The 18,225-nt window shown below is 65.0% G+C and carries 18 protein-coding genes and 3 pseudogenes; 14 read left to right on the top strand and 7 right to left on the bottom strand.

The annotated features are described in order from the left end of the window. The gene (locus AWC07_RS10495) at window positions 1-735 is read left to right on the top strand and encodes a cutinase family protein (RefSeq protein WP_425271241.1); all 735 of its coding nucleotides are present in this window, start codon (window positions 1-3) and stop codon (window positions 733-735) included. A 139-nt stretch (window positions 736-874) separates the two neighbouring features. After that, entirely contained in the window at window positions 875-1,852 is a 978-nt protein-coding gene (locus AWC07_RS10490; protein WP_036416914.1) for an SDR family NAD(P)-dependent oxidoreductase, read from the top strand. 55 nt (window positions 1,853-1,907) lie between these two features. Here the strand turns inward: AWC07_RS10490 and AWC07_RS27545 are convergent, their stop codons facing one another. Then, window positions 1,908-2,057 carry a hypothetical protein gene (locus AWC07_RS27545; RefSeq protein WP_167380054.1) on the bottom strand — a complete coding sequence of 50 codons (150 nt, stop codon included), beginning with the start codon at window positions 2,055-2,057 and terminating at the stop codon, window positions 1,908-1,910. A gap of 109 nt (window positions 2,058-2,166) precedes the next feature. Here AWC07_RS27545 and AWC07_RS10485 point away from each other — a divergent pair, with 109 nt between their 5' ends. The 4 genes from AWC07_RS10485 (at window position 2,167) to AWC07_RS10470 (ending at window position 4,590) form a co-directional block, all read left to right on the top strand. Continuing rightward, window positions 2,167-2,478 (top strand): carboxymuconolactone decarboxylase family protein, encoded by a 312-nt coding sequence (locus tag AWC07_RS10485; RefSeq protein ID WP_036416856.1) that lies wholly within the window; start codon window positions 2,167-2,169, stop codon window positions 2,476-2,478. Continuing rightward, window positions 2,475-3,053 (top strand): carboxymuconolactone decarboxylase family protein, encoded by a 579-nt coding sequence (locus AWC07_RS10480; protein WP_036416854.1) that lies wholly within the window; start codon window positions 2,475-2,477, stop codon window positions 3,051-3,053. The genes AWC07_RS10485 and AWC07_RS10480 overlap by 4 nt, the downstream gene beginning before the upstream one ends. Before the next feature lie 70 nt (window positions 3,054-3,123). Then, complete coding sequence (locus AWC07_RS10475) at window positions 3,124-3,858, top strand: Crp/Fnr family transcriptional regulator (RefSeq protein WP_085105062.1); 735 nt, start codon at window positions 3,124-3,126, stop codon at window positions 3,856-3,858. Between the two features lie 252 nt (window positions 3,859-4,110). After that, complete coding sequence (locus AWC07_RS10470; RefSeq protein WP_036410432.1) at window positions 4,111-4,590, top strand: MPT63 family protein; 480 nt, start codon at window positions 4,111-4,113, stop codon at window positions 4,588-4,590. Window positions 4,591-4,592: 2 nt separating this feature from the next. On the opposite strand, the gene AWC07_RS10465 is transcribed toward AWC07_RS10470, so the two are convergent. Together AWC07_RS10465 and AWC07_RS10460 are read right to left on the bottom strand one after the other, a co-directional pair. Next, entirely contained in the window at window positions 4,593-5,255 is a 663-nt protein-coding gene (locus AWC07_RS10465; RefSeq protein WP_244187554.1) for a hypothetical protein, read from the bottom strand. 77 nt (window positions 5,256-5,332) lie between these two features. Next, on the bottom strand, window positions 5,333-7,000 hold the full coding sequence (locus AWC07_RS10460) for a multicopper oxidase family protein (RefSeq protein ID WP_244187553.1): 1,668 nt from the start codon (window positions 6,998-7,000) through the stop codon (window positions 5,333-5,335). 253 nt (window positions 7,001-7,253) lie between these two features. On the opposite strand from AWC07_RS10460, the gene AWC07_RS28665 reads away from it, so the two are divergent. Then, window positions 7,254-7,838: a hypothetical protein gene (locus AWC07_RS28665; protein WP_036410428.1), complete on the top strand. Its 585-nt coding sequence runs from the start codon at window positions 7,254-7,256 to the stop codon at window positions 7,836-7,838. Window positions 7,839-7,867: 29 nt separating this feature from the next. Here AWC07_RS28665 and AWC07_RS10450 read toward each other — a convergent pair. Continuing rightward, window positions 7,868-8,200, bottom strand: a pseudogene (locus AWC07_RS10450) (patatin-like phospholipase family protein); the annotation flags it as partial. 232 nt (window positions 8,201-8,432) lie between these two features. Between AWC07_RS10450 and AWC07_RS10445 the strand changes: the two are divergent. Both AWC07_RS10445 and AWC07_RS10440 read left to right on the top strand, forming a co-directional pair. Then, the gene (locus AWC07_RS10445) at window positions 8,433-8,981 is read left to right on the top strand and encodes a redoxin domain-containing protein (protein ID WP_036410426.1); all 549 of its coding nucleotides are present in this window, start codon (window positions 8,433-8,435) and stop codon (window positions 8,979-8,981) included. Then, window positions 8,978-9,820 (top strand): annotated as a pseudogene (locus AWC07_RS10440) (cytochrome c biogenesis CcdA family protein); the annotation flags it as partial. The gene AWC07_RS10445 and the pseudogene AWC07_RS10440, both read left to right, overlap by 4 nt. A gap of 57 nt (window positions 9,821-9,877) precedes the next feature. Here AWC07_RS10440 and AWC07_RS10435 read toward each other — a convergent pair. Next, window positions 9,878-10,264 (bottom strand): hypothetical protein, encoded by a 387-nt coding sequence (locus AWC07_RS10435; protein WP_036410442.1) that lies wholly within the window; start codon window positions 10,262-10,264, stop codon window positions 9,878-9,880. Next, window positions 10,247-10,537: pseudogene (locus AWC07_RS28060) on the bottom strand (DUF427 domain-containing protein); the annotation flags it as partial. The gene AWC07_RS10435 and the pseudogene AWC07_RS28060, both read right to left, overlap by 18 nt. A 78-nt stretch (window positions 10,538-10,615) precedes the next feature. Here AWC07_RS28060 and AWC07_RS10430 point away from each other — a divergent pair. After that, window positions 10,616-13,012 (top strand): radical SAM protein, encoded by a 2,397-nt coding sequence (locus AWC07_RS10430; protein WP_244187552.1) that lies wholly within the window; start codon window positions 10,616-10,618, stop codon window positions 13,010-13,012. Window positions 13,013-13,137: 125 nt separating this feature from the next. After that, window positions 13,138-14,322: a zinc-binding dehydrogenase gene (locus AWC07_RS10425; protein WP_036410421.1), complete on the top strand. Its 1,185-nt coding sequence runs from the start codon at window positions 13,138-13,140 to the stop codon at window positions 14,320-14,322. A gap of 24 nt (window positions 14,323-14,346) precedes the next feature. Here the strand turns inward: AWC07_RS10425 and AWC07_RS10420 are convergent, their stop codons facing one another. Continuing rightward, entirely contained in the window at window positions 14,347-15,387 is a 1,041-nt protein-coding gene (locus AWC07_RS10420; protein ID WP_036410419.1) for a DNA polymerase domain-containing protein, read from the bottom strand. A gap of 37 nt (window positions 15,388-15,424) precedes the next feature. On the opposite strand from AWC07_RS10420, the gene AWC07_RS10415 reads away from it, so the two are divergent. The 3 genes from AWC07_RS10415 (at window position 15,425) to AWC07_RS10405 (ending at window position 18,024) form a co-directional block, all read left to right on the top strand. Further along, on the top strand, window positions 15,425-16,507 hold the full coding sequence (locus AWC07_RS10415; protein ID WP_036410417.1) for an ATP-dependent DNA ligase: 1,083 nt from the start codon (window positions 15,425-15,427) through the stop codon (window positions 16,505-16,507). Between the two features lie 13 nt (window positions 16,508-16,520). After that, window positions 16,521-17,417 carry an FAD-dependent oxidoreductase gene (locus AWC07_RS10410; protein WP_051507833.1) on the top strand — a complete coding sequence of 299 codons (897 nt, stop codon included), beginning with the start codon at window positions 16,521-16,523 and terminating at the stop codon, window positions 17,415-17,417. A gap of 151 nt (window positions 17,418-17,568) precedes the next feature. Then, on the top strand, window positions 17,569-18,024 hold the full coding sequence (locus AWC07_RS10405; protein WP_244187551.1) for a hypothetical protein: 456 nt from the start codon (window positions 17,569-17,571) through the stop codon (window positions 18,022-18,024). Window positions 18,025-18,225 lie beyond the last annotated feature (201 nt).

The following is an 18,225-nucleotide window of genomic DNA, read 5'->3' as shown; positions in this document are numbered from 1 at the left end:
ATGACCACGATGGGCCAGCGCTGGTCGACGACAAAGTTCTCCTGGGCACGCCGGTTGACAACCGGCGCCGCGGTCGCGGTGGGCACGTTTGCCGCGTTGACCGCGGCACCTGCCGTCCAGGTCCCATCGGCGTCCGCCGAGCCATGCCCCGACATCGAGGTGTTGTTCGCCCGCGGCACCGGCGAACCGCCGGGAATTGGCAATATCGGAGCCTCGTTCGTGGAGGCGCTGCGCTCGCAGATCGGTTCCAGGTCACTCGGGGTCTATGCGATCAACTATCCGGCCAGCAGCGACTTTTCCAGCAGCGATTTCCCGCCCACGGTTATCGACGGGGTTCGCGACGCCAGCTCGCATATCGGATCCATGGCGGCCAGCTGCCCCGCGACTCGGCAGATACTCGGCGGCTACTCCCAGGGGGCGGCGGTGGCCGGTTACGTCACCTCCGCTGCCGTGCCGCCCGGTGTTCCGGCGGCCGCGGTGCCGGCGCCGATGCCGGCAGAGATCGCCAATCACGTTGCCGCGGTTACCCTTTTCGGAACGCCGTCGGGTCAATTCCTGAACCGGTACGGCGCGCCGCCGATCACCATCGGGCCGCTCTATCAGCCCAAGACGATCGAGTTGTGCGCCAACGGCGACGGCGTTTGCGGTACCGGCAACGATCCCGTCGCCCACGTCTCGTATGCGATGAACGGCATGACAAGCCAGGGCGCGGATTTCGCGGCGCGTCACCTCTAGGATCTGAAGAATCCGCCCCCACCGAGCGTGAATCATTCGACGCTTCGTCGGCGTGTTGCGTCACGGGATGCACAGTCGACGCCAGACGCAAGTCCCGCCCCGGCCGCGCGCCGGTCCGCCCACCGTGCACAATCGCAGCATGCATGTTCTGGTAACCGGAGGTACGGGGTTCGTCGGCGGCTGGACCGCCAAGGCGATTGCCGATGCCGGCCATTCGGTGCGCTTCCTGGTCCGAAATCCGGCAAAGCTGGAGAGAACCGTCGCCAAACTGGGGGTCGACACATCGGACTTCGTTCCCGCAGACATCAAGGACCGCGATGCGGTCCGCGAGGCGTTGACCGGATGTGACGCCGTCGTGCACAGTGCCGCACTGGTTGCCACCGACCAGCGCCAGACACAACAGATGCTGAGCACCAACATGGAGGGCGCCCGCAATGTCCTCGGGCAGGCCGTCCAACTGGGGCTGGATCCCATCGTGCACGTATCCAGTTTCACGGCGCTCTTTCATCCCGATTTGGAGACCTTGACGGCGGATCTGCCGGTTGTCGGCGGAACGGATGGCTACGGAACGTCGAAGGCTCAGGTCGAAATCTATGCGCGCGGCCTACAGGACGCGGGCGCGCCGGTGAACATCACCTATCCCGGCATGGTTCTCGGGCCGCCCGTCGGGGATCAATTCGGTGAGGCCGGTGAGGGGGTCAAGGCGGCGCTGCAGATGCACACGATCCCCGGGCGCCGGGCGGCGTGGTTGGTGATCGACGTCCGCGACGTGGCCGTCGTGCATGCCGCGCTGCTGGAGCCTGGGCATGGGCCCCGTCGCTACATGGTGGGCGGGCACCGGATTCCGGTGGCGGAGTTGGCCACAATGCTCGGCCAGGTAGCCAAGACACCGATGGTGAGCGTCCCGGTCCCCGACACCGTGCTGCGCGTCGCGGGGACGCTGCTGGACTTGGCCGGTCCGTACCTGCCGTTTGACAATCCGTTCACCGCCGCCGGGATGCAGTACTACACCCAGATGCCGGAGTCCGACGACTCACCGTCCGAGCATGAACTCGGCATCACCTATCGGGATCCGCTGAGCACCTTGGCCGATACGGTCGCCGCCCTGCGGGCGTAGCCGGTTGCATCGAGATTGACCGGTCCGCAACCGTGGCGGCAATCTCGACGAGAAATCACGCGAGCCCGTCGGGGGGCTCCGTGTCGTCCCTCTCGGAGGGCGGGGTTGGCGAATTCTTCAACCACGTGCGTAGCCGAAGAAGTTCGTTGATCACGATGCCGATAGCCACCAGTACCAGCACCGTCACCACAATCGCGGTGGTCACGTACTCCATGGTGACAGGCCGGCCGGTTGCCGGCGTGCGCGCTGTAGCTGATCCCCGGCTAAGGTCAGACACACCCTGCCGTACCGGCCCACCAACAAGGGGGTGCGCGGTGTCGATACTGGACCGATACCCACGCTTGCGGGACAGACTTCGCCACGCTGTTCTCGATGCCCCGGCCGATACCGATCCCGCCCTGCGACGCGCCGCCTACCACGGCGATGACCTGCCCGAGCCGTTGCAGGCATATCTGGACAAGCTGCGCCGGCATGCCTACCGCGTGCAGGACAGCGACATCGAGCGGCTGCGCCGAGCCGGCTACTCCGAGGACCAGATATTCGAAGTGACTATCGCCGCCGCGCTCGGCGCGGGTGACAGCCGCCGGCGCGCGGGTATGGGCGCCCTCAACGAGGCGTTGCGGTGAGGCTGCACAGCGTCGCACGTGGCCGATTCGGCACTCGCCTATTGTTCGCGGCGTTGCGGGCCGCGACCCGCCGCGACATACCCGACATCATCAAGATGCGGCACTACCGTCCGCGGTTCTTCGGCAAGCCGTTCTTCGCACTGGTTCAGGCGGTGATGCGCGGACCCTCGCCGTGGACGGTCGGTGAGCGCGAACTCTTCGCCGCCTTTGTCTCGGAGCAAAACCGGTGCCAATTCTGCGCCACCACCCACGTAGCGGTCGCTTCGGCTGTCCTCGACCCCGCGATCACCGTTGCGGCAGTGAGCGATTGGCGTACCGCAGCGGTCGATGACCGGGTGCGGGCGACCCTGGGCCTGTTGGAAAAGTTGACCCGCACACCCGATGAAATCGGACCGCCCGATGTGCGCGCGGTCCTCGACACCGGCGTCAGCCCGGAAGCGGTCCGCGACGCGATCGAGGTCTGCGCGTTGTTCAACACGATCAATCGGGTGGCCGACGGTCTCGACTTCAGGCTGCCGACAACCGACGAGGGCGCCTTCAATGCTCGAGTTCTCCTCAGGCTGGGGTATCGCTGAGCGGGCATCGAACGCAACCGGATATCGGCCCCCGCTCGTGACATGATCGGCGGTGCATGAAGGAGGCGCGATGTCAGACCACCCGGAAAGTCCGCTCCGGCATCTCGTGCAATCGCTGGGCGGCGGCCAGCAGGTCTCGGAGGCGCAGGTCCGACACGCAGCCTGGGTGGCGCGGTGCGTGGGTCGCGGAGCATCGGCGCCACTGCACCCCAACGATGTATCAGCGCTCGCGGAAAGCCTGCAATCCAGAGACTTTGCCCCGGGAACGGTCGTCTTCCTGGCCGACCGCGTCGCCAGCGGGGTGTGCATTGTGCGGCAGGGACGGATCGAACTCGCGGTCGGCTCCGGGCGGCGGCGCGTGGTGGTCGATGTGCTTCGCCCGGGCGATGTCGACGGCGACATCCCGCTGCTGCTCGACATGCCGCCGCCCTACACCGCAAGGGCGCTGACCGATTCGAGCTGCCTGTTTCTGGATCGGCAGGCATTCGATCGGCTGCTCGCAACCCACCCGGCGATTTCGCGGCGTTGGCTTTCGAGCGTGGCGCAACGAGTGTCGGCCAGTCAGTCGCGGTTGATCGGACTGCTTGGCCGGCCGCTGTCGGCTCAACTGGCCCAACTGCTGCTCGACGAGGCCATCGAGAACCATGTCGAACTGGCGCAACGCACCATCGCAGCCATGCTCGGTGTCCAACGTCCGTCAATTAACAAGTTGATCAAGGACTTTGAACGCGATCAGCTGATCCGGGTCGGATATGCGGTCATCGAGATCGTCGACGAGGGCGGGTTGCGCGCTCGCGCGCAATAACTTTCGAATTCGGGCCTGCGGTAGCCGGCCCGGCGACATCGTCAAGTATTCCGCCGGTCACATTGGGATAGCCGCTATCCATCACGAACGAGCAACCGGCATGGTCAAAGCAACCATTTCTGTCGGCATCGAATCGCACGCCGAGCCGGAGTGCTGGTGGCGGCGCATAACAATTCTTGAAAACAGTGGTCATATGCGAAAAGGGTGATCTATATATAGATCGTTGTCGCTCCAACCACCGAGGAGAGCACCATGAAAATCACCACGTTGATACAGGCGGCAGTCGCAACCCTGGTCGTCGCAACTGCCGGGCTCACCAACGCACCAATTGCGTCGGCCGACCATACTGTGGTCGGCAAACTTGGCAGCGAACTAACGATGACCGACACCGTCGGCCAGGTTGTCTTGAGCTGGAAGGTCAGCAACCTGCAGCCCAGCAGCGATGAGACACCGGGCTACCAGGTGGCCGGAAAGCTTTGGGAGGCGACAGCGACCGTCAAGGCCATTCGGGGCAGCGTCACCCCCGCCATTTCGCAGTTCAACTCCGTCGCCCCCGACCAAGCCGCTTACCGCGTGCTGTGGTTTGTCGCGTCGCCGTCCAACATCAGCGGAGCCACTATTCCCGAGGGCGCGCAATCAACCGGAAAGATCCACTTCGACGTTACCGGCCCTTCGCCTACCACGGTGACGATGAACAACGGGATGGAAGACCTCATGATTTGGGGGCCATAACCTCAGCCATGCTCCTCGGTGGCGGGCTCGGTCGGCGCGGCCGGCCCGTCCGGCTCGAGGGTGACCATCGGCGGTAGCGGTAACGGGGTCGGCGGCAGGCCGCCTCCGTAGGAGGCCTGCCGCACACCGACGACCAGCGTGAGCACATAGGTGGGCGGCGTGTCGGGCGGGAAGCCCAGCACTCTGACGTCCTCGGGGATCGGGTCGGGCCGCAGGCAGATTGTTGCCAAACCCCTTCCGGCCCAATAGTCGTCGGGGTTTCCGGGCAGCAGTCGGTAGTCGAAGATCGTGATGGTCTTGCTGCCGTCCACCCGTTTGTCGAAAGGGATGTACACGCCGGGCAGTTCGTACGGATTTGCCGACTCCCGGTAGCGGTTCTCGTTGGGAACGGTGCGCTGACCTTCCAGTTGCACGGCAACCCGCTGGTGCCGCGGGGGGCCGTCGGGGTACCACGAACCGCTGATTTCGGCCCAGTCCCAACCCGGGCTCGGCTGACAGTCCGGTTCGCCGTAGGGAATCCAGTGGATCGGATCGCTCGGCAGTTGCACTTCGAGCAGCGCGCCTTTGGGAATGAGCTGTGGCACCCAGGTGCGGTTCCACCAGCTGAGATTGTCGCGATGCTGCTGGTTGAAGCTGTAACGGCCTTGGTTTTGCATCGGTTGCATCGAGGGCTCCGCGGTTGCGAGCCCCACGGCCGACAACGTCGCTAACACAAGAGTGACAACAATTGGGCGGTGCATCGTCACTCCATTGCATGCTGTCCGGGCGGATCGATCATGAGAAGGCCCATCATTCCTCTGTCTTCGTGCGGCAGAATGTGGCAGTGATAAACGGTCATGCCGGTCACGTCGGGGCGGAAATACATACGCAGGGTGTACCGGCCGAACGGGGGCAGCCGGAAGGTATCCCACCACACGTCCGGCTCCGTCTGCCAGCTGGTGTCCCCGGGTGGAATGCCGTGGATGTCGACGACCTGAAACGGGTTGACATGGATATGAATTGGATGCTGAAAGACGTCCTCATTGATCAACGTCCACTCTTCGATGGTGCCCGCCTCGACCTCGGTGTCAATCCGTTGGTGATCGAATTCCTTGCCGTCGATCAGGAACTGCACTCCCATGCCGGTCCGGCCGGTGATGTCTCCGGAGAACACCATGGTGCGCCGACGGGCGATCGGCAGGTTCGGCATCTGCGGCGGATCCACCAGGGTCGTGGGCATCCGGCTGTTGACCTTGTTCCCGTTGACCACCAATGTGCCCAACGACATCGAGGGTCGGGCGCCACCGGGGTGGCCTTGGTCGTAGGCTGCCGCGTAGATCCGGTAGCGGCCCGGCTCACCGCCCTTGATGATGAACTCGGCCCGGTTGCCGGCGGCCAGCATGATGTTCGCCCGGGGCCGCGGTGTCCGGTATGGCGTTCCGTCCGTGGCGATTTGATGCAATGTGTGACCCTCGACATGCAGCCAGATCGACCGATGCGGGCACGCGTTGAGAAACCGCCAGCGCTGCGCCTCCCCCGGTTTGATATTGATGTCCGGCAGCAACTGGCCGTTGAGGGGAAAGTACATGGACGACGGCACCGCGGGAATGGATTCGAAGGGCGCGTGACCCGCCATGGGAACCACCACGGCGAACGGCACCTCGGCACTGTCGTCCGCGATCCACATCTCGTTGACCACGATGGTTCGCTCTCGCATTTCGGCAATCTCGGGTATCGCGTCGATCTCGCCCTCGACGATGATCGGACCGGACAGCCCGTTCCACAGTTGATGGGCCGTCGCAGTGTGGAAATGCGGGTGATACCAGTGCAACCCGGTCGGCTGGTTGGCCGCGATGTTGTAGCTGTACTGGTGGTCTTGCAGCGGGCCCAGCTGAAGTCCCACGTTGTCCCCTGGGTCTTCCGGAGACACCTGCAGCCCATGGGTGTGCAGGTTCGTGTCGACCAGCTCCTGGAACATAGTTGCCCTTCGCTCCCACCTATTCCAAAAGTCGTGGACGCAAGCTCGCCGGGTATCGAAACGCGGGTCGTTGGACTTGGAGGCGCAATAGGGCACCATGAAAACATTATTTGTGGGAATGCCTACCGGAACGATGCGGTTCTTAAGCAGAATTCGTAGGTTGTCGCCCTGCCGTATCCGCAAGATCGGTCCCGGAAACTGACCGTTGTATGTCTCCAGGGTCAGCTGACGACCACCCAGCTCTACCGGATTGGTCACCACCTCCAGCGAATAATCCAAGACGCCGTTCTCGCTTGAAACTTCGGCCAAGTCGCGAAGCTCTTCGCCGCCGGCCCGCGCCGGACCGGCGCTCCTGATCACACCCGCGCCGGCGGTGACAGCCATCAGCGCCAAAAATGTCCTGCGGTCCAATGGAGTTCGCCGCGGGCGACGCCCGAGGGATGTAGATTCCATTGCGGATCCTTGTCGTCGTGGAAGTCAGCGCAGAGCGTAACCCACACAGGCGGCTGCCAGAAGCCAAACTTTTACATCGTTATGCGGGGTTACCTGGGCCGGCGACGGATTGGCAGGAGTGTGTTATCCACATGACTATTCGGTTGAAAGAACTCGCGCAGCCGAATAGTGGCCGGACCTCGCCGTAATGTGGCTACGGCAATGGCCGGAAAAGCCTGGCCGGCAAAGCAGGTGGAGCGTATTGTCTGCCGTCATGAGTCCCACCACGCGCAGCTGGGCGGTGATCGCCGCCGTGACGGGCGCTGCCATCGGCTGGCTGCTGACTCCCGCGACTGCCCTGGCCGACCCCCACAACCCGCACAACGTCACCTACATCGTGAAGGTGGACGCGCCCATTTCCAGCGCTCGGGCGATCTACATGGTCAACGACAGCTACACGGCTACGGCCCCGTTGAGCGCAACAGGCCGCGAATTCACCACCAACACCATGCTGGCCGATCCGGCGAAAGCTGGTATGCAAGTGAGCATCCCGTCACCGTATGCGGGAAACGTGCACTGCGAGATCGACGTGGACAACAACGTCGCCGCAATGGTGGATCAATACGTGACGTCGTCGCCCGGAGCTCCCGGCGACCCGGATACCTACGGGGTGGTGGCCTGCGGCGCCTCCCCGCTACCAGTACCGCAGTGGTGGGCTAAACTCTGCGATGCCTGGTGGTGCGTCGACACCTCTTTTCCTTCCAACGCCCGCGACGAGGCCCGTACCGACGTGACACGGGACTCTGACCCAGAGCACAGCCCGACTTGGCCGCGCCGCCCATACGAACCGGCGCTTTAACGGCGGCCAGCCCTGCCGCGAGCCCAACGGTCGTTTCGACGTCGGGTAAAAAGATGGCCCTTGAGAAGCCGCCGCAGGCCGTGGCTCGGGACCAGGTTGGAACGCAGACCGAGAAAACCCAACAGCCCGACGATCGGGCGGGTGGGGAATACGTCTTCTCTCGACAGCGACCGCCAGAGGTCGGCCAGCATGCCGATCCCTTCGACATCAGCACGCGACGCCAGCCAACCGCCGTTGACGGCACCGACGGACGTGCCGACGATCAGGTCCGGCGCGATGCAGCTTTCGGCCAAACCGAGGAGCATCCCGATCTGGATGGACCCGAGGCTGCCGCCCCCGGAGAGCACGAACGCTGTTGTCATAGTTCACCTATTAGCATGTTCCGGCGCCGGATCTATCTGATCCCACGCTGATACCCGGCCCGGACCGTTCCGCAACCAGCGCGAACACGGGCAACTGTCAGCACGCTGACCAACCTGTGGTTTCCGTCGACCCGTTGGGCTGGACTACGGAGGTGACGAGTAAAGCACTGTCGATCGGCGCGACCATTCCGGTTGGCCACCTGAACACGATCACCGGGCGCAGGGACGCGTCATGATCGGTCGCCCCCTGACCGGCCTTGCCGCCCTCATCGCTTTGACCGCTGGGTGCGCCCGCGGCGCTACCACGCTGCCGGCTGCGGTGCCTGCGGTAACCTCGGTTGCGCCATCCGGACCGGCCGGTGCCCACCTGCCCGTGCCGGCGCAGCTGCAGTTCACCGCAAAGACCCTTGATGGCCGCATATTTTCGGGCGAAAGCCTGTCGGGCAGGCCGGCAGTGCTGTGGTTTTGGGCGCCGCGGTGTCCCGTCTGCCAAAGGGAAGCCGCGACGGTCGGCAACGTCGCCGCGGCGCATCCGGCGGTGACCTTCATAGGAGTGGCCGCGCAAGACCAGTTACCGGCGATGCAAAATTTCGTCGACAGATACCAGCTCAGCTCGATGCCGCAGCTGGCCGATACCGACGCGGCGGTCTGGGCGAGGTTCGGCGTGACGGCGCAACCGGCTTTCGCATTCGTCAGCGCAAACGGCACTATCGACGTCGTCGACGGCCCCTTGACCGAACCCGAGTTGACCAAGCGGGTTAGCGGGCTGGCCGACCTGTGATCGACACGACCCCGCTGGGCCTGGCGCTGGCAGCCGGGCTGGTGGCCGCGCTGAACCCGTGTGGATTTGCCTTCCTGCCAGGATATTTGGGTTTGGTGATTGCTGGCGGCAGTCAGATCACGTCGCGGTCGGTGGCGCTGGCCCGTGCCGGAGCGGCCACGCTTGTCATGTCGGCCGGATTCCTCACGGTGTTCGGCATCTTCGGTCTGCTGATTGCTCCACTGATCTCCTCGGTGCAGCAGTATGTTCCGTTTGCCACCGTGATCATCGGTGTGTTGCTGATCGGTTTGGCGGCCTGGCTGCTCACCGGCAGAGATATCGCTGTGGTGGTGCCGAAGCTTTCCGGTGGCGCGCCGACGGCGCGGTTGCGTTCCATGTACGGCTACGGCGTCGCATACGCGGTGGCTTCGCTGTCGTGCACGATCGGGCCCTTTCTGGCGTTGATCAGCACCACATTTCGGCGGGGCTCGATACTCACCGGGGTTCTGGCATTCGTGGTCTACGCCGTCGGCATGGCCATCACTGTGGGAGTGGCCGCACTGGCCGTGGCCTTTGTCGGGTCATCGGCGGCGGGCGTGCTCCGTCGCATCCTGCCCCACCTCGGTCGCATGGCCGGCCTGCTGCTGCTGCTGACCGGGCTCTACGTGACCTATTACGGTTACTACGAGATCCGGTTGTATTTCACCGAGGCCGGCACGGAGGATCCCGTCATTGAAGCCGCCGGTGCGGTGCAAACCTGGCTGGTCCGGGGCGTCGACTCGCTCGGGGTATGGCCGCTGCTGGTAATTCTCGCCGCACTCCTGGCTGCCGCCCTTGGATCGCGAATATTCGCCCGTCGCAGGGCATCTCGTCGCAGCATCTCATCGCATCACCAGACCGTCGGACTAGAATCGGTTTTACGCGAACCTTTCCAGCCAGGTCGTCACCGCATACAACGCCGCGTAGGTGCCAACCGCGATCCCCAGCGTGGTCGCCAGCCGCCACCGTAACCGGCGGATGCCGGGGAGACTGCACTGATTGCGTCGCCGCAACGCAATCCATACGAGCAGCGCAAGGACACCCAGGCCGCTCAGCCGGAACCACCACGCGTAGTTGCCGTACAGATTATTGGCCCACACCAATGCCGTTGCGCCGCTGATGATTCCGAACATCGCGAGGACGGTGGGTCCGATGCAGCACAGGATGCCGACCAAACCGCCGGTGATGCCGATGCGCCAGATCGGCAGCCGGCCATCCTTATCCGATGGGCTTTGCGGGGGAGCTTCTTCGGGAGCCCCTTCCACGCGCACACCGTTCCAGAACGCGACGTGGTTCTTGATCCGACGCGCCAGCGGGCTCGGACGCGGGTAGTACCACGCGGCGTCCGGATTCACCTCGCCATTGACCGACACGGTGTAATAGTGCGCCAGGCCCTTCCAGGGGCATCTCGACTTCGTCGAGCTGTCGACCAGGTGCTCGCGCCGCAGCGACTCCGGCGGAAAGTAGTCATTGCCCTCCACGCGGACGGTTCGCGGCGCCTCGGCAAGCACGGCCCCGTTCCAGACAGCCCGAATCATTCTGGTCAACCTCCTGCAATCATCCTTGCCGCTATAGCACGCTATTGCGGTGCGGCGCGCAGCTGAACTGTAGTCCTGATGACAGTTGCGCGCGGGCACGCTATCCGCCGTGATGAGCTACTCCGGTTCACCGGGCCGATGGGAAGCGGGGCACCAGTGACGATGACGAAGCGGGATCTCGACGAGGTATTCCTCGAGTACACCAGGAGCATCTGCCCGGTGTGCAAGGCGGTGGTGGACGCTCAGGTCAACGTCCGCAGCGGCAAGGTATATCTGCGCAAGCGCTGCCGCGACCATGGCGAGTTCGAGGCCCTGGTGTACGGGGACGCCCAGATGTACTTGGAATCAATACGATTCAACAAACCCGGCACCATTCCGCTGCAGTTTCAGACCGAGATCCGCGACGGCTGTCCCAGCGACTGCGGCCTGTGCCCGGATCACAAACAGCACGCCTGCCTGGGGTTGATCGAAGTCAACACCCACTGCAACCTGGACTGCCCGATCTGTTTCGCGGACTCCGGTCACCAGCCCGACGGCTACGCGCTCACCGTGGCACAGTGCGAGAAGATGCTCGACGCACTCGTCGCGGCCGAGGGCGAACCCGAAGTCGTGATGTTCTCGGGCGGCGAGCCGACGATCCACAAGCAGATCCTCGAGTTCGTCGACGCCGCCCAGACCCGTCCGATCAAAACCGTCATCATCAACACCAACGGCATTCGCCTCGCGTCGGACCGGCAGTTCGTCGCCAACCTCGCGCAGCGCAACCGGCCGGGCCGCCCGGTGCACATCTACCTGCAGTTCGACGGCGTCGAGGAAGCAACCCACCGGCAGATCCGCGGCCGTGATCTGCGCGGCATCAAGGCCCGTGCGCTGGACAACTGCGCGGCGGCGGGCCTGACCGTGAGTCTGGTTGCCGCAGTGGAGCGCGGGATCAACGACCACGAACTCGGCGCCGTCATCCGCCACGGTATGGCGCAGCCCGCGGTGCAATCGGTGGTGTTCCAGCCGGTCACCCACGCCGGCCGGCACCTGCAGTTCGATCCCCTGACCCGGCTGACCAACTCCGATATCGTGCACGGCATCGCCGCCCAGCTGCCCGACTGGTTCCAGGCCGACGATTTTTTCCCGGTTCCGTGTTGTTTTCCCACCTGTCGATCGATCACCTATCTGCTCACCGACGGTGAGCATGTGCTGCCGATTCCACGGCTGCTCGACGTGCAGGACTATCTCGACTACGTGTCCAACCGGGTGATCCCCGACCTGGCGATTCGCGAAGCGCTGGAGAAGCTGTGGTCGGCGTCGGCGGTGCTGGGCACCGACACCACGATCGAACAGTTGCGGAGGGCGGCAGCCGCGCTCGACTGCGCCAACGCCTGCGGGATCAACCTGCCCGAGGCGCTGGCCAACCTGACCGATCGGGTCTTCGCCATCGTGATCCAGGACTTCCAGGACCCCTACACCCTGAACGTCAAGCAACTGATGAAATGCTGTGTGCAGCAACTTACTCCGGACGGGCGACTGATCCCGTTCTGCGCCTACAACTCGGTTGGCTACCGCGAGCAAGTCCGCGAACAGCTCACCGGCGTGCCGGTTCCCGATATCGTGCCCAACGCCGCCCCGCTGGCCGGTCTGGTGGCCGATTCCCCACACGGCTCCAAGCAGGCCGGCCACCGTGCGACGCCAATCACGCTGTCACCGCAGCAGATCAAAGCCTGTTGCGCCGAAGCTTATTCCGGCGACATCGTCACCCTGCTGCTCGGCGACTCCTATCATCCGGGCGGCGCGGCACTGACCCGCAGGCTAGCAAACCGGCTTGGGCTACGGTCAGGGCGGCGGGTTGCCGATGTCGCCGCCGGGCGGGGCGCCACCGCACGACTGCTCGCCAGTGAATACCATGTCGAGGTCGACGGAGTGGAGCTCAGCGATATCAATGTGACGCGCGCCCGGGCGGCCGTCGCGCAAGCCGGGCTGCAGCATCGGGTGCACCTCCATCACGGCGACGCCGAGGCACTTCCCCTGGCGGACAACGCTTTTGACGCCCTGGTGTGCGAATGCGCACTGTGCACCTTTCCGGACAAGGCTGCGGCAGCCCGCCAGTTCGCCCGGATCCTGCGTCCGGGAGGCTTGGTCGGCATCACCGATGTCACCGTCACCGATGCCGGCCTACCGCCGGAGCTGACCTCACTGCGCGCATGGGTGGCTTGCATCGCCGACGCCCGGTCGGTCACCGACTACACCGGCATCCTGCAGCAGGCGGGGCTACGCATCCGCCACGTCGAGTCGCACGACCGGAGCCTGCTGGACATGATCGACCGCATCGACTCGCGGATCACCGCCTTGGCCATCGCCGTACCAGATACCTTGGCAGACAACGTCATCCAGCTCGACACCGTCCGCGCGTTCACCGCGCTGGCGCGCGCCGAAGTCCAGGCCGGACGACTCGGCTACACCCTGATGATCGCGGAGAAGCCATGATCAGTTCGGCGGGTGCTGCCTGACCCTGACGCCAACCTGCCGGTGCCGGGGGTGACAGCCGGGTTCGTCGAGGTTTACGTTGGGCCCGGCAAGAACATCAACCCGACCGAACAGGCTGTCTCAGAATGAGAGCGGTAACCTGCACCAACGCCAAGCTCGAGGTAGTCGAACAGCCCACCCCGCAACCGGCCAAAGGGCAGTTGCTGATCGATGTCCGCAAGTGCGGCATCTGCGGATCGGACCTGCATGCCCGTTACCACTGCGACGAACTCGCCGACATGATGGACGAATCGGGCTACCACGCCTTCATGCGATCCGATCAGCATGTGGTGTTCGGACACGAGTTCTGCGGCGAGGTGCTCGACTACGGCCCCGGCACCCGCAAGGCTCCCCGGCCCGGCACGCCGGTTGTGGCCATGCCACTGCTGCGACGCGGCAACGAGGTGCACGGGATCGGACTGTCGACAATGGCACCGGGCGCCTACGCCGAGCAACTGCTGGTCGAGCAGTCGCTGACGTTTCCCGTCCCCAACGGCCTGTCGCCCGAGATCGCCGCGCTGACCGAGCCGATGGCCGTAGGCTGGCACGCCGTCCGGCGCGGCGACGTGGGCAGCCGCGACGTCGCAATCGTGATCGGCTGCGGCCCCATCGGCCTCGCGGTGATCTGCATGCTCAAGGCACACGGCGTGCGCACCGTGATCGCCAGCGACTTCTCCCCGGGCCGGCGCGCGCTGGCCACCGCCTGCGGTGCCGACGCCGTCGTCGACCCGGCGCAGGACTCCCCCTACGAAACGGCCGCCGCCCATGGACCGGGCAAGGGCTACCTGAAGAGCATCCTCGACGCGTTCGACCTCGCGGTCGGCACCGTCGAAAAGCTGCACCGGTTACGGCTGCCCTGGTGGCATCTGTGGCGCGTCGCCGAAGCGGCCGGCGCGGCGACACCCAAGAGCCCGGTCATCTTCGAATGTGTCGGTGTCCCAGGCATTATCGACGGCATCATCGCGAGTGCGCCGCTGTTTTCCCGCGTTGTGGTGGTCGGGGTATGCATGGGCGCAGACCACATCCGCCCGGCGATGGCGATCAACAAAGAGATCGACCTGCGGTTCGTGCTCGGCTATACCCCGCTGGAGTTCCGCGACACGCTGCACATGCTCGCCGACGGCAAGGTCAATGCCGCGCCGCTGATCACCGGGACCGTCGGGTTGCCCGGTGTCGAGGCCGCGTTCGACGCGCTCGGCGACCCCGAGGCACACGCGAAGATCCTGATCGACCCGAAGAGCAACGCCGCGAGTCCGCCACCGGTGCGCTGACCGCGGACTGGGCTCGGCGAGCCGCTAGGTGTTTCGGGTGTCCCTCTTCAGATCGGTATCCCGGCTCGGCTGCACCCGTTTCGGTTCGCCCGGCATCTTCGGGTAATTCGGCGGATACGGCATATCTGCGAGCCCGCGCTCTTCGTCGGCGGCAACCATGTCCAGCAACGGCGCAATCGACTGCGCCACATCATCCATACCGGCCCAGGGGTCCTTGCGACGCCGCACCAGGTCGGGCACCGTGGCCATGGTGTAGTCGTCGGGGTCGGCGGCGGCCAGCTCATCCCAGGTCAACGGTGTCGACACGGTGGCAATCGGGGTGCGGCGCACCGAATACGCCGACGCCATGGTGCGGTCGCGGGCATTTTGGTTGAAGTCGATGAAGATGCGCTCGCCGCGTTCTTCCTTCCACCAGGACGTGGTCACTGTGTCGGGCGCGCGACGCTCCACCTCGCGGGCCAGCGCGATGCCCGCCCGGCGCACCGCGATGAAGTCCCAGTCGGTGGCGATCCGGACAAACACATGCACCCCACGCCCCCCGGAGGTCTTCGGGTAGCCGACGAACCCGAGTTCGTCGAGCAGCGGCCGCAACACGTCGACGGTGACCGCCCGCGCCTGCGCAAAACCGGTGCCGGGCTGCGGATCCAGATCGATGCGCAACTCGTCGGGGTGCTCGGTGTCAGGACAGCGCACCTGCCACGGGTGCAGCGTCACGGTGCCCATCTGCGCCGCCCAGACGATCGCCGCCGGGTGGGTCACCTTCAGCGCGTCGGCGGTGCGTCCCGATGGGAACGTCACCTTGCAGGTCTGCAGGTAGTCGGGACGGTGCTGGGGCACCCGCTTCTGATAGATCTCCTCGCCGTCGATGCCGTCGGGGAAGCGCTGCAGGTGTGTGGGCCGGTCGCGGAGCGCGCCCAGCATCGGGCCGCGGCCCACGGCGAGGTAGTACTCCACCAGCCGCCGCTTGGTGCCGTCGGACCCGAGCTGCGGGAAGTACACCCGGTCCGGGTTGGTCACCCGCACCCGGATGCCGTCGACGTCGAGTTCTTCTGCTGCAGCGGCCATAACTGGAGTCCAGCATGCCGCACGACAGAATGAACCCGTGGACCTACCCGTGATGCCGCCCGTTTCGCCGATGCTGGCCAAGTCCGTCAAGACCATCCCGGCCGGCGCGTCATACGAACCGAAATGGGACGGCTTCCGGTCCATCTGTTTTCGCGACGGCGACGAGGTCGAGCTGGGCAGTCGCAACGAGCGGCCGATGACCCGCTATTTCCCCGAGCTGGTCGCCGCGGTGCGGGCCGAACTGCCGCCGCGCTGCGTGTTCGACGGCGAGATCGTCATCGCCACCGGGCAGGGCCTGGATTTCGAGGCCCTGCAACAGCGCATCCACCCGGCCGATTCGCGGGTGCGCATGCTCGCCGAGCACACCCCGGCGTCGTTCATCGCGTTCGACCTGCTGGCACTCGGCGACGACGACTACACGAAGCGGCCGTTCAGTGAGCGGCGGGCGGCGCTGGTGGATGCGCTGTCCGGCTCGGGCCCGTCGATCCACCTCACCCCGGCCACCACCGACCTGTCGACCGCACAGCGCTGGTTCTTCGAGTTCGAGGGTGCCGGTCTCGACGGCGTCATCGCCAAACCGCTGACCATCACCTATCAGCCGGACAAGCGGGTCATGTTCAAGATCAAGCACGAACGGACCGCCGACTGCGTGGTGGCCGGGTACCGGGTGCACAAGTCCGGCGGTGACGCTGTCGGCTCGCTGCTGCTGGGGCTCTACCAGGAGGACGGCCAACTCGCTTCGGTCGGTGTGATCGGCGCCTTCCCGATGGCGCAGCGACGGCAGCTCTTCACCGAATTACAGCCGCTGGTGACAACTTTCGACAACCATCCGTGGAATTGGGCCGCCCACGAAGCCGGCGAACGCACCCCGCGCAAGAACGAATTCTCCCGCTGGAATGCCGGCAAAGACCTGTCGTTCGTGCCGCTGCGCCCCGAACGTGTCGTCGAAGTGCGCTACGACCACATGGAAGGCCCCCGGTTTCGCCATACGGCCCAGTTCAACCGGTGGCGCCCGGACCGCGATCCACGCTCGTGCACCTACGCCCAACTCGAACAGCCAGAGTCGTTCCGTCTGGACGACATCGTGACCGGCCTCGGGCCGGTCACCGCGGCGGACTAGGTAATCTCACCCCGTGACCCAGGTCGTCATCGCCGGAGCCGGCCCGAATGGGCTGATGCTGGCCTGCGAACTGGGACTGGCCGGGATACGGCCGGTGGTATTGGACGGCAGTCCCGGCCCTAACCGCCAACCTCGCGCGGCGGGCATTGTCGGCCAAGGAGTCCGGATCTTCGACCATCGCGGCCTGTACAGCACTCTCACCGGGACGGATGAACCCCCGCAACCCGCCCCCGGCTCATTTTTCGCCGGCTTCGCATTCAGTTTCGCGCAGGTGCCGGATCACCAGCTGTACACACTTCGGGTGGAACAACCCAGGCTCATCGAGGTGCTGGTAGCCGCCGCCGAAAAATACGGCGTCGACTTCCGCTGGGGTCACGCGTTGACCGGCTTCGACCAGTGCGACGACGGCGTCACCGTCAACATCGCCGGCCCGGACGGCGCCTATGAGCTAACGGCCGAATACCTGATAGGCGCCGACGGCGGCTCAAGTATCACCCGCAAGCTGGCCGGCATCGACTTTCCCGGGATGTCGTCTTACGACGTCATCGAACATGTGACGTTCGGGGTGCTGCCGCCGCTTGACTGGGTGGATCCGGTGAGCGGGGCGCTGAACGTACCGGGATTCGGTGCCGTCCCGGCCAGGCAGTACTTTCGCACCGCGCACGGCATCTTCGGGTGGGGCCTGCAACTAACAGACCGGCCGGGGGCATTCACCATCGAGTTGGATAGCGCGCCGCGCGAAAACCCCGACGCCACCGACAGCGACACCGCGGCCATGTCCGTTGCCGAGCAAGAGGCCAGCATCAAACGCGTGCTGGGCTGTCTTTGTGGTCGACGACATCGATTCGTAAGCACGGTGTCGGCTCTCGGGCCGACTAGATCGGAGGACAAGTCCCGAGACGTGGTGTAGCAACGCTCGATCGCCCGACCCTCAGGCGGGCAGTTCCGGCGGCGCGATATCCGCCTTCGTCGCTACACCGCGTCTCCGGGCGCAACTGGGCGCGGCGCGCCCGCAACTCGAACGTCCGGATTCAGCTATTCGATGTCCTTATGATGTCGTGATGCTGCACGTATCGTCATTGTTCGTTGCCGGCACCGCCACGCTGGACGAATACGGCGCGATCAATGCGACGCGCATCCCGATGACCTGGTTTCAGGTCGACCAAATGCCGCTCTGGGCAAAGGTTCCCGTTGTTCTGGTGGTACATGCCAAAGCAGGCGGTGACTATGACCCGGAACTCCATGTCGTGTGCAAGGATCCCGCCGGGGTGCCGTGCGGAACCCTCAAAGCCAGTTGGCATTGGCCGGACGACGACGATAAGGCATCCAAATACCGGTGTTTTACCCAAGAACTCTCGTTCCCGATCGAGACCGAAGGCGAGTACACGATCGGCGCCTACTATGACGAGCAAGGCAAATTCGAGCTGTCCACACCGATACCGATCTCGATCATTTTGGCCGCCCAGACTCCGCCCGGCGATGAGGGCCAAAGCGGTGAGAACGACGACCGTGGCTAGAGTTTCAGCGACGTCCGCTATCCACGAATTGCAGCTAGTTCCCTCGCACGGTGAGCTGAGCACGTATGACGTTGCGTTGCAAGGTAATTGTGATTCAGGCTATGGAGCTTCGTCTTCGTCTTCGTCGTCGTCGTCTCCGTCGCGGAGCAGTTTTTCGGGGTGATGGAACGTGTTGGTGCGGGGTTGGCCGCGGTCTTGGTG

This window comes from Mycobacterium gastri (genome assembly GCF_002102175.1).
GTDB lineage: Bacteria > Actinomycetota > Actinomycetes > Mycobacteriales > Mycobacteriaceae > Mycobacterium > Mycobacterium gastri.
Note: the sequence above shows the minus strand (reverse complement) of the source record. Positions and strands in the feature narration are given on the sequence as shown.

Excerpts from the sequence above, each read along its gene's own strand:
- AWC07_RS10495 (WP_425271241.1), top strand. The coding sequence starts at position 1 with ATGACCACGATGGGCCAGCGCTGGTCGACGACAAAGTTCTCCTGGGCA.
- AWC07_RS10490 (WP_036416914.1), top strand. The coding sequence starts at position 875 with ATGCATGTTCTGGTAACCGGAGGTACGGGGTTCGTCGGCGGCTGGACC.
- AWC07_RS10475 (WP_085105062.1), top strand. The coding sequence starts at position 3,124 with ATGTCAGACCACCCGGAAAGTCCGCTCCGGCATCTCGTGCAATCGCTG.
- AWC07_RS10470 (WP_036410432.1), top strand. The coding sequence starts at position 4,111 with ATGAAAATCACCACGTTGATACAGGCGGCAGTCGCAACCCTGGTCGTC.
- AWC07_RS10465 (WP_244187554.1), bottom strand. The coding sequence starts at position 5,255 with ATGCAACCGATGCAAAACCAAGGCCGTTACAGCTTCAACCAGCAGCAT.
- AWC07_RS10460 (WP_244187553.1), bottom strand. The coding sequence starts at position 7,000 with ATGGAATCTACATCCCTCGGGCGTCGCCCGCGGCGAACTCCATTGGAC.
- AWC07_RS28665 (WP_036410428.1), top strand. The coding sequence starts at position 7,254 with ATGAGTCCCACCACGCGCAGCTGGGCGGTGATCGCCGCCGTGACGGGC.
- AWC07_RS10445 (WP_036410426.1), top strand. The coding sequence starts at position 8,433 with ATGATCGGTCGCCCCCTGACCGGCCTTGCCGCCCTCATCGCTTTGACC.
- AWC07_RS10430 (WP_244187552.1), top strand. The coding sequence starts at position 10,616 with ATGACAGTTGCGCGCGGGCACGCTATCCGCCGTGATGAGCTACTCCGG.
- AWC07_RS10425 (WP_036410421.1), top strand. The coding sequence starts at position 13,138 with ATGAGAGCGGTAACCTGCACCAACGCCAAGCTCGAGGTAGTCGAACAG.
- AWC07_RS10420 (WP_036410419.1), bottom strand. The coding sequence starts at position 15,387 with ATGGCCGCTGCAGCAGAAGAACTCGACGTCGACGGCATCCGGGTGCGG.
- AWC07_RS10405 (WP_244187551.1), top strand. The coding sequence starts at position 17,569 with ATGCTGCACGTATCGTCATTGTTCGTTGCCGGCACCGCCACGCTGGAC.